Origin of the sequence: Paraburkholderia bengalensis (genome assembly GCF_037126505.1) — a bacterium.
GTDB classification, from domain to species: domain Bacteria; phylum Pseudomonadota; class Gammaproteobacteria; order Burkholderiales; family Burkholderiaceae; genus Paraburkholderia; species Paraburkholderia bengalensis.
This window is the reverse complement of the sequence record NZ_JACFYJ010000082.1, coordinates 26,340-37,637: the sequence shown is the minus strand read 5'-3', so window position 1 is coordinate 37,637 and position 11,298 is coordinate 26,340. Positions and strand designations below refer to the sequence as shown.

At 64.7% G+C, this 11,298-nt stretch carries 12 protein-coding genes and 1 pseudogene; 11 read left to right on the top strand and 2 right to left on the bottom strand.

The window, feature by feature from the left end; all coding sequences use genetic code 11:
* Positions 1-38 precede the first annotated feature (38 nt).
* The 6 genes and pseudogenes from H3V53_RS32985 to H3V53_RS32960 form a co-directional block, all read left to right on the top strand.
* A pseudogene (locus H3V53_RS32985) lies at positions 39-1,481 on the top strand (amylo-alpha-1,6-glucosidase); the annotation flags it as partial.
* A 13-nt stretch (positions 1,482-1,494) separates the two neighbouring features.
* Positions 1,495-2,238, top strand: a complete 744-nt coding sequence (locus tag H3V53_RS32980) for a DUF2278 family protein (RefSeq protein ID WP_336601421.1) — start codon at positions 1,495-1,497, stop codon at positions 2,236-2,238.
* A gap of 161 nt (positions 2,239-2,399) precedes the next feature.
* Entirely contained in the window at positions 2,400-3,332 is a 933-nt protein-coding gene (gene ku / locus H3V53_RS32975) for a non-homologous end joining protein Ku (RefSeq protein WP_336601420.1), read from the top strand.
* Complete coding sequence (locus tag H3V53_RS32970) at positions 3,329-4,168, top strand: tetratricopeptide repeat protein (protein ID WP_336601419.1); 840 nt, start codon at positions 3,329-3,331, stop codon at positions 4,166-4,168. Before ku ends, H3V53_RS32970 begins: the two co-directional genes overlap by 4 nt.
* 174 nt (positions 4,169-4,342) lie before the next feature.
* Positions 4,343-4,687: a hypothetical protein gene (locus tag H3V53_RS32965; protein ID WP_054925339.1), complete on the top strand. Its 345-nt coding sequence runs from the start codon at positions 4,343-4,345 to the stop codon at positions 4,685-4,687.
* Positions 4,688-4,808: 121 nt separating this feature from the next.
* Entirely contained in the window at positions 4,809-5,207 is a 399-nt protein-coding gene (locus H3V53_RS32960) for a hypothetical protein (protein ID WP_336601418.1), read from the top strand.
* Positions 5,208-5,356: 149 nt separating this feature from the next.
* Here H3V53_RS32960 and H3V53_RS32955 read toward each other — a convergent pair whose 3' ends face one another.
* On the bottom strand, positions 5,357-5,593 hold the full coding sequence (locus tag H3V53_RS32955; RefSeq protein ID WP_336601417.1) for a hypothetical protein: 237 nt from the start codon (positions 5,591-5,593) through the stop codon (positions 5,357-5,359).
* Between the two features lie 383 nt (positions 5,594-5,976).
* Between H3V53_RS32955 and H3V53_RS32950 the strand changes: the two genes are divergently transcribed.
* The 4 genes from H3V53_RS32950 to H3V53_RS32935 all read left to right on the top strand — a co-directional run bounded on the left by H3V53_RS32950 (position 5,977) and on the right by H3V53_RS32935 (position 9,952).
* On the top strand, positions 5,977-6,837 hold the full coding sequence (locus H3V53_RS32950; protein WP_336601416.1) for a MurR/RpiR family transcriptional regulator: 861 nt from the start codon (positions 5,977-5,979) through the stop codon (positions 6,835-6,837).
* 119 nt (positions 6,838-6,956) lie between these two features.
* Entirely contained in the window at positions 6,957-7,997 is a 1,041-nt protein-coding gene (locus tag H3V53_RS32945; protein ID WP_336601415.1) for a C45 family peptidase, read from the top strand.
* 34 nt (positions 7,998-8,031) lie between these two features.
* Entirely contained in the window at positions 8,032-9,369 is a 1,338-nt protein-coding gene (locus H3V53_RS32940; protein ID WP_336601414.1) for an aspartate aminotransferase family protein, read from the top strand.
* Positions 9,370-9,397: 28 nt separating this feature from the next.
* Positions 9,398-9,952 carry a carboxymuconolactone decarboxylase family protein gene (locus tag H3V53_RS32935; RefSeq protein ID WP_336601413.1) on the top strand — a complete coding sequence of 185 codons (555 nt, stop codon included), beginning with the start codon at positions 9,398-9,400 and terminating at the stop codon, positions 9,950-9,952.
* A gap of 221 nt (positions 9,953-10,173) precedes the next feature.
* On the opposite strand, the gene H3V53_RS32930 is transcribed toward H3V53_RS32935, so the two are convergent.
* A complete protein-coding gene (locus H3V53_RS32930) occupies positions 10,174-10,467 on the bottom strand; it encodes a DUF4148 domain-containing protein (protein ID WP_336601412.1) in 294 nt (97 codons plus the stop codon).
* Positions 10,468-10,844: 377 nt separating this feature from the next.
* On the opposite strand from H3V53_RS32930, the gene H3V53_RS32925 reads away from it, so the two are divergent.
* Entirely contained in the window at positions 10,845-11,270 is a 426-nt protein-coding gene (locus H3V53_RS32925) for an OsmC family protein (protein ID WP_336601411.1), read from the top strand.
* The last annotated feature ends 28 nt before the right edge of the window (positions 11,271-11,298 follow it).

Here is an 11,298-nt window from a genome sequence, read left to right as displayed (position 1 = left end):
GCTGAGCAAGAGCGACGACGAAGTCGAGCCGTGCGCGCGCGCTCGTCGACGCGCACCTCGTGATGCGCGAGCGGCGCCGCGCGTCGGCGCGCGTGCGCTCGAGCAATCCGCTGTTCAACGCGTGGATCGACCGCTCGCAGGCGGACCTGAATCTGCTGACCACGGATCTCTCCTCGGGGCCTTATCCGTACGCGGGCATTCCGTGGTTCTCGACGCCGTTCGGGCGCGATGCCGTGATCACATCGCTGCAGACGCTGTGGCTGCAACCCGGCCTTGCGCGCGGCGTGCTGCGCTTTCTCGCCGAGCATCAGGCGACGGAAGATTCGGCGTTCCGCGACGCCGCGCCCGGCAAGATCATGCACGAGATGCGTCGCAGTGAAATGGCCGCGACGGGCGAGGTGCCGTTCGCGCTGTACTACGGCGGCGTCGACACCACGCCGCTCTTCATCGTGCTGGCGGGCGCATACGTCGCGCGCACGGGCGACATGAGCCTCGTCGACGAATTGTGGCCGGCGCTGGAGCGCGCGGCGAAGTGGGTGTCGGGCGTGTGCGACCGCAACCGCTACGGGCTGCTCGACTATCAGCGCGCGTCGGACAGCGGGCTCGCAAACCAGGGCTGGAAAGACAGCCACGATTCCGTCTTCCACGCCGACGGCCGCTTCCCCGAGGGCCCGATCGCGCTCGTCGAAGTGCAGGCGTATGCGGCTTCCGCGTTCGACACGATGGCGCAGTTCGCGCTGCTGCGCGGCCTGTCCGACGACGCCGTGCGCTACACGCAGCGCGCCGCGACGATTCGCGCATGCGTCGAAGAGCGGTACTGGATGGACGACGCGAGTTTTTACGGCATCGCGCTCGACGGCAAGGGCGAGCTGTGCCGGGTGCTTGCATCGAATGCGGGTCATCTGCTGGCGTTTGGCTTGCCGAAGCGCGAGCGCGGCGAGGCCGTGGCGCGCGCGCTCGAATCGACGCTGTTCCATACGGGCTGGGGTGTGCGCACGCTGGCGGCGGGCCAGCCGCGTTTCAATCCGATGGCGTATCACAACGGCTCCGTGTGGCCGCACGACAACGCACTGTGCGCGCGCGGGCTCGCGAAATACGGCGGCAAGGCGGCCGCGGTGCGGCTGTTGCAGGCGCTGTTCCAGGCGGCCGTGAACTTCGACATGCGCTTGCCGGAGCTGTTTTGCGGCTTTCCGCGCCGGCGCGGCGAGCCGCCCACGGCGTATCCCGTCGCGTGTCTGCCGCAGGCATGGGCGGCCGGCTCGCCGTTCATGATGCTGGAAGCATGCCTGGGCATGACGATCGACGCCGAGCGCCGCGAAGTGGTGATCGAGCAGCCGATGTTGCCCGACGGCATCGACTGGATCGAGATCGGCGATCTGCGCGTCGGCGATGCTTCCGTGTCGATCACGTTCCGCCGCGTGGCGGGCAAGGTGGTGGCGTCGGCGGAACAGGGCAACGTGCGCGTGATCGCGCTGCTGTAGCGGGCGCAAACCCGTGGCGCAGCAAAACGTCTACGTGATGTTCAAGGGCGCGCTGAAGCTCGGCGTGCCCTTTCTCGACGGCTACAAGGGCGACCCGCACTATGTGATCGTGCTCGACGATACGAAGGGCGGCGCGTTCGCGATCGTGACCAACGTGAAGTCGGATAGCTCGCTCACCGGGCCGGCGGGTTATCACGTGCTGTATGCATGGAACCCGTACTTCGATCATCCGATGGTGGCCGATCTCGTGAAGCTGCCGGCCGGCCTGAACCAATCCGGCCTTCCGAAGCTCGACTACGTGCATGATCCGCGTCTCGTCGATCTGCCGTCGATGCGGCCCATCACGCTCGACACGGCAACTGGGCACAACGACATCAACGCGCTCGTCAACGGCATGCTGCAGCTGGACATGTCGGCGGCGCCCGTCGACTATCTGTATCCGGGCAAGAGCGGCGACGACATGCGGCGCGGCTGGAAGCCCGTGAAGAACGTCACCGTGTACGGTTTTGGCTTCCTGTTCGAGCCGGAACCCGACGGCTTGCACGAAACGCATATGAATCAGGGCAACCCGAAGCCGCAGCCGGGCAGCCGCGTACGCGATCATTCGTCGGAGAACGGCACGTTCCAGGACGGCGCGGTGATCGTCGAAGTGGACGGGCGCTTTCAGGCGCTGTTCGTCGCGTTTCAGACCCAGCTCGTGCCGACCGACAACCGCGGCTGGCCGATTCCCGGCCTGTCGCATCCCATTCTCGGCTAGCGGGGCGCGGCGTGCGCGGCCTGCACGCGAGCCGCGCAGCTTGAAGCGCGTGATGCGGGTGCTAAGCTTGCTTAAGCGTTTAGCGTTTTTCTGGTCGCGCGGCGATTCGCCCGTTTCTTCAGACGTGGCGGGCGCTGCGTCGTAGCCCAAGGGAGAAGCTCATGGCGGCACGCTCGATTGCCTCGTTGTCTCTTTCGTTCGGCCTTGTGTCGATTCCCGTCAAGCTGTACTCCGCGACGGAAAGCAGTTCCGACGTGCGCTTCAATCTGCTCGCGCCTGACGGTTCGCGCGTGAAGCAGCAGTACATCGCCGAATCGACGGGAGCCGTGGTCGAGCGCTCGTCGATGAAGAAGGGCTACGAGTTCGAGAAGGACCGCTTTGTCGTTTTTACCGCCGACGAGCTGAAGGCGCTGGAAGAAAGCGCGAGCCATGTCGTCGAGATCGTCGCGTTCATTCCGGAGAAATCGGTCGATCCCGTCTACTACGACAAGGCGTACTACATCGCGCCCGACAAGCGCGGCGGCAAGCCGTACAGCCTGCTGCAGCAGGCGCTGGCGGAGAGCGGCCGCTGCGCGCTGGCGAAATGGGCGTCGAAGGGCAAGACGCGCATCGTGCAGGTGCGGCCTAACGCCGACGGGCTCGTATTCCAGCAGCTTCTGTTCGCCGACGAGGTGCGCTCGATCAAGGACCTCAACATCGAGCACGTCGCCGTATCGGCTTCGGAGCTCAAGCTCGCGATGCAGATCATCGAGCAGGGCACGGAAGATCACTACGACCCGGCCGCCTACGAGGACGAGGAGAAAAAGCGCATTCTCGCGGCCATCGACCGGAAGATCGAGGGCAAGCAGGTGATTTCGACGGAGCGCGCCGACGCGCCCGCCGAAGGCGGCGAAGTGATCGACCTGATGGAGGCGCTGCGCGCGAGCCTGCGCGGCGGCGAGAAGGCGAAGCCCGCGGCGCCGAAGCGCAAGGCCGCTGAGCCCGTGACCGATATCGCCGCGGCGCCGAGAACGCGCAAGCCGGCCGCGCGCGCGGCCAAGACATCCACGGCGGCTCCCGCCGAAGGGCCGGCGAAGGTGCGGGCCCGCAAGTGACGCGAGCGGAAGCGGCGCATAGCCTGACGATGCGCGAGCTGCAATCGATGCTCGGCGTCTCGCGCAGCATCATCAATGGGCTGATCGACGCCCGTTTCGTGACGCCCACGCGCGGGCCGCGCAACACGCTGCGCTTCACGTTTCAGGACGTCGTGCTGCTCAGGACGGCCTTGCAGTTGCGCGCAGCGAATATCGCGCCGCGCCGCATCGTGCAGGCGCTCACGCGGCTGCGCGCGGAATTGCCGGATGAATTGCCGCTGTCGGGTATCCGCGTGACGGCTGTGGGCAACGACATCGCCGTCAGAACGGGGCCCGCGCAGTGGGATGCCATCACGGGCCAGCACCTGCTCGACTTCGAAGTTGCCGATATCAAGGGCGACGTGGTGTTTCTGGAATCGACGCCAGGCCCGAAGGACGCCGCGCGGCAGGCCGAGGAATGGTATGACCTTGGCGGGCAGATGATGAAGTCGGATGCGAAGGGGGCCGAACAGGCGTATCGGAACGCGATCGCGCTCGCGGCAGAACCGTTCTATGCCGCCTATGTCGATCTGGGGGCGCTGCTGTGCGAGAGCGAAGGGCGCTGCGACGACGCGCTGCGCGTCTTCGACGAAGCACTCGCGTTTTTCCCCGACGACGCCGTGCTGCACTTCAACCGCGCGGTCGCCCTCGAAGGGCTCGACCGGCTCGACGAAGCGGAGCGCAGTTACGAGCGTTGCCTCGAACTCGATCCGTCGTATGCGGACGCGCATCACAATCTCGCGATCCTGCTGGAAAGCCTCGGCGACAAGCAAGGCTTGTTGCGGCATCTGAATGCGTATCGGCGGCTTACCACGTGATGTGGCCGGCGTAATCGGCGGGCGCGCAAAAAGGGGTAGACTTTCCGCTTACCGCTTACCGCTTACCGCTTACCGCTTACCGCTTACCGCTTTTGGCGCGGCGCGCTGCTTGTTTCAAGTGCGAAAGCACATACGTATTGAAGACTGGACAAACAGAATTGAGGTCCACAACCCATGCGGAAACCCGAATTCAATGACGCGGACAGCGCACGTCCGGAACTGCTGTGCTATCTCGTGGCGATTGCGGCGGCGTCGTATGCGCTGTCGGGCGACTGGCGCGTCGATCATGTCGTCGAATGCTGCCGCCGCTGGCTCGCCAAAAACGCCATGAAAATGCACTGGCTCGATCGCGTGAAGATCGGCCAGCTGGCATTGAAGATCGCCAGCGAGGATCTGCTGGACGCGGGTATCGCCGTGCGGCTGTCCAGCGTCAATGCGCTTTTCACGAGCGAGATGGAACTGAACGAAGCAAGCACGATGGTGCAGCGAATGATGTCGCTGTGTCAGGAAGCGCTCTGACCCCTGGGCTGACGCCGCCATGCAGCGTTGCGCCACCCGAACACTGTGTTGCAACTTCGATAGCTGACCGCTCGACGGGGCCGATCCATACTTCAGGTCGGTCGCGCACCGCGTCGTGCAGGTGCGAGCGTTGAGCTCAGAGGTCGTCGTGAAGAAGGTCGAAGTCAATCGGGTTCGGTCGGGTCTGCTCGGCCTGATACGGCAGCGCGTGGCAGTCGCCGTGCAAAGACGGATTGCCTACGCGGTCGTGGTGGGACTGGTGCCGGTGCTGGTGCAGGCGTGTGCGAGCCCGAGCCCTGTCGAAGAGGCGGGTGATCCGGGGCGCTATACGCTGCACGCGAGCGCGTCGGGCGGAAGCGTCGCGTGGGCACGCTCGCACAAGGCCGTGATACAGAGCGCAAGCGATTTCTGCGAGCAGCGCGGGCAAATGCTCAGCGTCGTATCGGAAACATCGAAGGGTGTGCGAGCGCTCGAAAAACACGAGGCCGATCTCACGTTCGAATGTCACGCGCGGTTCTAGTGTGAACGTGATGGCGGTCGTCACGTCGCGGTTGCCGTTGCCCTCGCGCACGATGGCATCCGCGCACGCGCTTCAGGCGGAGGTAGCGTGCTTCGCCGTCTGATCGACGGGAAGCACGCTGGCGGCGCGGCTCGCGGGGCGAGCCGGCTTCAGTCTTGCGGCAAGGATTCCTCGACGGCTTGCCAGTGCTCGGTCACGGCTTTGTCCGTGATGCGCACCTTCGCGAGCAGGGGCACATAGCCGCGCAGCTTGATTTCACTGACCGCGAGCATTTCCGAACGGTAGGTTTCCTCGGTCACCTTGGTGCCGTCCTTGAACTCGACGATGTATCCATCGATAGGCCCCCAGCGGCCCTTTGGTACGGGTTCCACATACACGTGCTGCATCTGATATCTCCAGCGTTATGAAAAAGCACTGGACGGCTGATGACGACTTGCTCAGGTTGGTTGAGTCGTCATCGAATGCCGCCTCCCTTGCATAGAGCGTATCGAAGAAAGATTCGCGTGCGCGCTCCGCCGCGTAGGCGGAATTCAAAAGAAAATGGCTTTACAATCAATGGTGTAGACGTTTCGTTTCGCAATGAGGAAAGCGGTTTTCCGATGCGCATTGCAAGTGCCGCATCGCGTCACGGAAGGTTTCGACACACGGGCAGTTGTTTTGCATTGTGGGATCGCGCGAGGGACGCATTCCCGTGCGTCGAATCAGCCGAAATACCTGCCTGACCCCAAGTGATAACATTTGTTGTTATCTTCCTCGCCCGGTACACCGTATGCCCGACAACTTCGACCAGCTCGCCGCCCTGATCCGTGGACGTTTCTCCGAACTCAGTCCGCAATTCCAGATGGGCGCGGCGTTTCTGCTCGATCATCCCGACGAGGTCGCTGTGTCGTCGATGCGCAAGGTCGCCGAGCGCGCGCAGGTGCAACCCGCGTCGCTGGTGCGGCTGTCGCAGCAGTTGGGCTTTCCCGGCTGGAACGAGTTGCGCGACCTGTTCGTCGCGCGCGTGCGTACGCGGCCGGAGCCGCTGACGAGCCGCGCCCGCTCGCTCGTCAAGGGTCATGCGAAGGACGCGCTCGCGCACGATCTGCTCGTCGCGCATCAGCACAATCTCGAAGTCACGGCCGCCCACAACACGCGCGTCACCGTCGAAGCCGCGAAGCTGCTGCGGCGCGCGCCGCACGTACACGTCGCCGGGTTTCGCTCGTGCTATCCCGTTGCGTTCGGTTTCGTCTACGGCTACCGGCTGTTTCGCTCGTCGGTGTCGCTGCTGACGGGCGAAGCGGGCACGCTGGAGATGCAGTTGCGCGGCATCGAAGCCGACAGCGCGACGGTCGTCGTCAGCTTCGCGCCGTATTCCGTCGAAGCGGCGCGCGTCGCAGAGGCCACGCTCGAAAAGGGCAGCAAGCTGATCGCCATCACCGACAGCGCCGTGTCACCCATCGCGTTGAACGCCAACAAGGTGCTGATCTTTTCGCACGAAAGCCCGTCGTTCTTCCCGTCGCTGGTCGCGGCGACGGCGATCGCCGAATCGCTCGTCGCGCATCTGCTCGCGCTCGAAGGCACGGACGCGGTCCAGCAACTCGAACTCGCCGAACAATCGCTGCACGCGAAGGGCGCCTACGTGCCCTGATCGTACGGACGCAGTCCGCTTGCCGCAACAAGCGCGATGCACGGCGCCGTCATTGACAACATATGTTGTTGTGACATATAAATACGCATCGCGTGTTGAATCGATGTTCGAGGTGCCGTGTGTCGAAGCAGGATTGGGAGTTGCACCGCATTGCGGGCGAGCCGCATGAGATCGGCCGCCGGCTCGGCGAGCTGGCGCGGCCGGTGTTAGATGGCTATATGCAGCAAAGCGCGGCCTGGCACGCCGTGCGCAAATGGCGCGGCCACGCGTTCGTGCAGCGCCTGCGCGATGCGGCGCGCGCGCATTGTCCCGAGCAACTGGCCGAACTCGACGGCATCGCGATGGGGCTCGGATGGTCGGCCGACGATATTTTTCTCTGGAATTGCCGCGGCGAACTGGTTCACAACACGCCCGACGGCTGCACGACGTTCGCGGCGGCCGGCGCAGACCACACGCTGATCGCCCATAACGAAGACGGCGATCCTTTTCTGCTGGGCAAGGGCTGGCTGGTCGAGGTTCGGCCTAACGGCAAGCCCGGCTTCGTCAGCTTCTATTACCCCGGTTCGCTGCCCGGTCATACGTTCGCGGTCAACCGCGCGGGGCTCGTTCAGGCCATCAACAATCTGCGCATCCGTGAGCCTGCCGTGGGCGTGCCGCGCATGCTTCTGGCGCGCGCCGTGCTCGATGCAGGAACGCTCGACGAAGCCGTCGAACGCCTTGCCGACACGCCGCGCGCAAGCGGCTTTCATCACACGCTGGGCGCAGCGGGCGATCGCCGCGTGTTGAGCGTCGAGGCCACGGCGATGCGCTGTTCCGTCGAGCGGGTTGCGCGCGTGTCGGGGCACGCCAATCACATGATTCATCGCGGTTGCGGCGGCGAAGCGCAAATCGTCACGGACTCTTCACGCGATCGCCAGGCACGTGTCGAAGCACTGCTGCAGCCGCACGACGCGCGCATCGACGGCGACCTGCTGGTCGACATGCTCCACGACAAGGCGCCTCTGGGCCTGCCCATCTACCGTGATGACCCCAATGACCCCGATGGCGAAAACACGCTCGCCACCGCGCTATTTGACATTCGCGACAAAGGCGTCGCGCTGCAGGTGAGGGCGCAGCGCGCCGTCGTGTTCGAAACCTTCGTTGCACGCGCGACGGCGTGACAGCCGCACGCATCAGCCCATTCAAGGACAGCGCATGACTACCGTATTCCATCGCATGCCGAAGCAGAGCTTGCCCGTCGCCGTCAAAGGCGAGGGCATCGAGATCGTCGATTCGACGGGCAAGCGTTATATCGACGCGTCGGGCGGTGCGGCCGTTTCGTGCCTCGGCCACAGCAACCAGCGCGTGATCGACGCGATCAAGCGCCAGGCGCAGCAACTGCCGTATGCGCACACGTCGTTCTTCACGACGCAGCCCACCGAGGAACTCGCCAATCATCTGATCGAACGCGCGCCTGCGGGCCTCGGACACGTGTACTTCGTGTCGGGCGGCTCGGAGGCGATCGAGGCCGCGCTGAAGCTCGCGCGGCAGTATTTCGTCGAAATCGGGCAGCACGAACGGCGTCACATCATCGCGCGGCGTCAGAGCTATCACGGCAACACGCTGGGCGCGCTGGCGATCGGCGGCAATGCGTGGCGCCGTGAGCCGTTTCTGCCGCTCCTGATCGACGCGCATCACGTGAGCCCGTGCTACGCCTATCGCGAGCAGCGCGCGGACGAAACCGAGCAGCAGTTCGCACAGCGCCTCGCCGACGAACTGGAACAGAAGATTCTCGAACTCGGGCCCGACACGGTGGCGGCGTTCGTCGCGGAAACGGTGGTCGGCGCGACGGCGGGCGCGGTGCCGCCCGTGCGCGAATACTTCCGCAAGATCCGCGCGGTGTGCGACCGCTACGGCGTGCTGCTGATGCTCGATGAAATCATGTCGGGCATGGGGCGCACCGGTTATCTGTTCGCGTGCGAGGAGGACGGCGTCGCGCCCGACCTGTTGACGATCGCGAAGGGCCTGGGCGCCGGCTATCAGCCGATCGGCGCGACGCTCGTGAGCGACAGGATCTATCAGGCGATCACGGGCGGCTCCGGCTTCTTCCAGCATGGCCATACCTACATCGGCCACGCGACGGCATGCGCGGCCGCGCTCGAAGTGCAGCGCGTGATCGACGACGAACATCTGCTCGACAACGTCAAGGCGCGCGGCGAGCAGCTGCGCTCGCTGCTGCGCGAGCACTACGCGCAGCATCCGCATATCGGCGACGTGCGCGGCCGGGGGCTCTTCGTCGGCGTGGAGCTGGTGCGCGAGCGCGCGACGAAAACGCCGTTCGATGCGTCGCTGAAGCTGCACGCGGCGATCAAGCGTGAGGCGTTCCAGCGCGGATTGATGGTGTATCCGATGGGCGGCACCGTCGACGGCAAGATCGGCGATCATGTGCTGCTTGCGCCGCCGTTCATCTGCACGAGCGCGGACATCGAGCGGATTGCCGGCCTTCTGGCGGAGGCGATCGAAGGCGCGCTGCGCGCGTCGGGCGCAGCCTGATCAACCGAATTCATCTTAGGAAAACGCAATGACCCACCGCCTGCCCAGTTTCGACGCCGCCCACGCGTTGCCCGAGCAGAAAGCCGTGCTCGACGAGATCCTGTCGGGCCCGCGCGGCAACCTGAACGGACCGTTTCTCGGCTGGATTCATAGCCCGGAGCTGGCACAGCACGCGCAGCGGCTCGGCGCATTCTGCCGCTACAAGACAGGTTTACCGCTGCGGCTTTCCGAACTGGCCATTCTCGTCACGGCCGCACGCTGGCAGGCGCAGGCGGAGTGGTTCATCCACTATCCCATCGCGCTCGACGCCGGCGTGCGCGCCGAAGACGCCGAAGCGATCCGTCTTGGCCATACGCCCGACTTCGCCGATGCCGACGACGCGCTGATCTACGCGTTCGCGACGCAACTGTATGACACGAAACGGGTGTCCGACGCGACGTACGCGAAGACCGTCGAGCGTTTCGGCCACGAAGTCACGATCAATCTGGTCGGGCTGCTCGGCTACTACGCGCTCGTCGCGATGACGCTGAACGTGTTCGACATGCGCGCGCAAGGGCAGGATTCGCTGCCGTTCGCCGAATAGGCGCGCGAGCGGCGCAGCGAGCGGCGCGAACGCCACTAATTTCGCGAAAGCAAGGAACGCAAGAAACGCAAGGAACGAAAAAGCCCCGTGCGGACCGGCAGGTCTGCGCGGGGCTTCGCACATCCGACAGCAGCGCGCGAACGCTCGCGCGGGCCGTCGTGTCGTGACGTTTTCGCTTTGATGCTCAGTTGCCGCGCAGTTGCCGCTTAGTTAGTTGCCGCTTAGTTGCCGCGGAACGTCGAGAAGATGCGCTGCTCGATGCTCGGACGCGAGCCCGATTGCGACGAGCCAGCCGACACGCCGCCCACTTCCGTCGCTTGCGACGTGGCGCCGAATTGGGGCTTGGCAGCCGGGTACGTCACGTCGTTTTCGTTGAGCGTGCCGTTTTGCTGGGCGGCCACCAGTTCGGCGCGAACCTGCGCGCGCGTCACGGGGGCATTGGCTTGCTGCGCGAACGAAACAGCGGGAACGATAAGAGCGGATGCGACGACAACTGCGGAAATAAGCGACTTCATGATGACCTCCAGAATTCGTTTGTTGATCGGTCCGGCTGGAACACACCTTCCGAACCGTTGGCGAAAGTGTATTTCGAGAGAAGGTGGTGAAAAAAGTGGCAGTTTGGAGAAAGATTCTTGCGGTAGGTGAAATAATCATCTGAGTCCACGGCTTCACGGCAGCGCCATGGATATCCGCCTATGATGAAGTTTCGGTCCACGCCCACGGCCCCAACGTCCGGCGCTGCGGCCGGTGCCGACTCCGCGCGAACCCGGGCGGGACCAGTGCGGCAGGCATCGCGGTCGGCGCGGCAGCGCATGTTGGGCAAGGCACGGCGGGGCAGGATGCGGCAGCGCGCGCGACCCGCGCGAGCGCCCGTCCACACCAGGAGAGTCGAATGAAGCGCAAGGCATCAGCAATCTGGCAGGGCGGTCTGCAGGACGGCAAAGGCTCGATTTCCACCGATAGCGGCGTGCTCAAGGACACGCAGTATTCGTTTGCGACGCGCTTTGAAAACGGCATCGGCACGAATCCCGAAGAACTGATCGCGGCGGCGCATGCGGGCTGCTTTTCGATGGCGCTGTCGGCCGAACTAGGCAAGGCGAACATCAAGCCCGAGCGCATTTCAACCACGGCCACTGTCACGCTCGACAAGGACGGCGGCGGCTTTGCAGTGACGGCGTCGCATCTGGACGTCGTGGTGAAAATTCCGGGCGGCGACAAGACGGCGTTCGACAAGGCGGCCGCCGACGCCAAGGCCGGCTGCCCGATCTCGAAGGTGTTGAACGCGACGATCACGATGGACGCGAAGCTCGAAACCTGAGGCGAGGCGTCATCCGATGCTTGCGAGG

Coding starts and splice junctions, on each gene's coding strand:
- H3V53_RS32925 (WP_336601411.1), top strand. CDS start 10,845: ATGAAGCGCAAGGCATCAGCAATCTGGCAGGGCGGTCTGCAGGACGGC.
- H3V53_RS32940 (WP_336601414.1), top strand. CDS start 8,032: ATGACTACCGTATTCCATCGCATGCCGAAGCAGAGCTTGCCCGTCGCC.
- H3V53_RS32950 (WP_336601416.1), top strand. CDS start 5,977: ATGCCCGACAACTTCGACCAGCTCGCCGCCCTGATCCGTGGACGTTTC.
- H3V53_RS32965 (WP_054925339.1), top strand. CDS start 4,343: ATGCGGAAACCCGAATTCAATGACGCGGACAGCGCACGTCCGGAACTG.
- H3V53_RS32955 (WP_336601417.1), bottom strand. CDS start 5,593: ATGCAGCACGTGTATGTGGAACCCGTACCAAAGGGCCGCTGGGGGCCT.
- ku (WP_336601420.1), top strand. CDS start 2,400: ATGGCGGCACGCTCGATTGCCTCGTTGTCTCTTTCGTTCGGCCTTGTG.
- H3V53_RS32930 (WP_336601412.1), bottom strand. CDS start 10,467: ATGAAGTCGCTTATTTCCGCAGTTGTCGTCGCATCCGCTCTTATCGTT.
- H3V53_RS32935 (WP_336601413.1), top strand. CDS start 9,398: ATGACCCACCGCCTGCCCAGTTTCGACGCCGCCCACGCGTTGCCCGAG.